Origin of the sequence: Microcystis sp. LE18-22.4A (assembly GCF_027531105.1) — a bacterium.
Lineage (GTDB): Bacteria > Cyanobacteriota > Cyanobacteriia > Cyanobacteriales > Microcystaceae > Microcystis > Microcystis aeruginosa.
In genome coordinates this window covers 1-1,382 of sequence record NZ_JAPZRB010000104.1, presented here as the reverse complement: position 1 = coordinate 1,382, position 1,382 = coordinate 1, and the positions used below count along the sequence as shown (strand labels likewise).

Below are 1,382 nucleotides of genomic sequence, written 5' to 3'. Positions count from 1 at the left end.
TTTTTTTCCCTGAAAAAGTGCCTACCATTGGAGTGTTTGGGGGGAAAATTTAGGGATTTTTTCCCTGAAAATTAGGTAATTGACCACCTGAAAATGGGTAAAACCCCACACCCCACACCCCACACCCCACACCCTGCCCCCACGAAAAACTTTTTCAGCAGCCCCTATTTATTCTCCCCACTTCCCCACTTCCCCACTTCCCCACTTCCCCACTTCCCGAAAAAAATCAAAAGCGCAAGGTTTCCGAGAGAACATTTCCCTGCCACCTTCCGCTAGAGTATGATTAAAGCTGAGTTGTGAAATTGCGATTGTCCGAGAAGTATGTAAGGCCAACCCCCATACTCTTCTAGACAGCGATTACTTGATCTGTTTGCCCCCACCAGCACAAGCTGCAAGAGCAGCAGCAGTACCAGCAGCTGACCAATCACCAGGCTCAGTGATAGCCGCTGCACTGGGGTTAGTGGTTTGTTCACAGATAACGACGGAGTAAACACCAGAGCTGGTTTGACCGACGGCAGATTCGTATTCTAGGATGTCATTAGTGTAAGTAGAATGGGGAATAGCCGCATGGTTTGCACCAAATTGGCTGTTAGCACCACCAATAACAGAAGCAGTGGCAACACTACCATAGTACTGGCCAGTGATTCCAATAGGCAACTCAGTGACAAGACCAAAGCGGGCTTCTTCCAAGCGGTAAGCCTGTTGAGCGCGGTTAACGGTACCGAGGTTGTTGCGAGCTTCCGCTTGTCTGCCTTTGGCTATCTGACCGAGGAGGTTGGGGAGAGCGATGGCGGCGAGTACACCGATGATGATAACGACAACTAGGAGTTCGATGAGGGTGAAACCTTTGTTACCGTTCTTTTTGTTGAGAGCTTGGATGAGTTTGAATTTGAAGGTGGAGTTCATGGGTATATCCTTTGGTAAGTGTTTTTTGTTCTCTATAAACAACTTACCCGCCTGTTTCAGAAAACCTATCACCCTTGGGAAAATTTTTTTTGGGGAAGTGGGGTGGTGGGGAAGTGGGGAAGTGGGGTGATGGGGTGGTGGGGGAATGGGGGAATGGGGGAATGGGGTGATGGGGAATTTTCCTGAATTTAGGTTTGACAAGAGGTATTTATAAGGGAAAGTGAGAATCATCAGTCAGGAAAGGGGAATTATGGTGCAAAAACCGAAGAAATTGCTGAACACCCATGAAGACCTAGAAGTTTATCAGATCGCCTTTAATCTGGCTATGGAAATCTTTGAACTATCTAGGGTTAGCTGAATAAATCTAAAAACCTTGTTGGGTAAGACTTTTAGACTTTTTGTCAATCAAAAAGTACCAGATATGGGAGTGGTCGGGGGGAAAATTCCGGGACTTTTTCCCTGAAAATTAGGTAATT

At 46.6% G+C, this 1,382-nt stretch carries 1 protein-coding gene; it reads right to left on the bottom strand.

The genetic code is table 11. The annotated features are described in order from the left end of the window. Nucleotides 1–357: 357 nt before the first annotated feature. A complete protein-coding gene (locus O9295_RS04460; RefSeq protein WP_288032008.1) occupies nucleotides 358–906 on the bottom strand; it encodes a type IV pilin-like G/H family protein in 549 nt (182 codons plus the stop codon). Nucleotides 907–1,382: the final 476 nt, after the last annotated feature.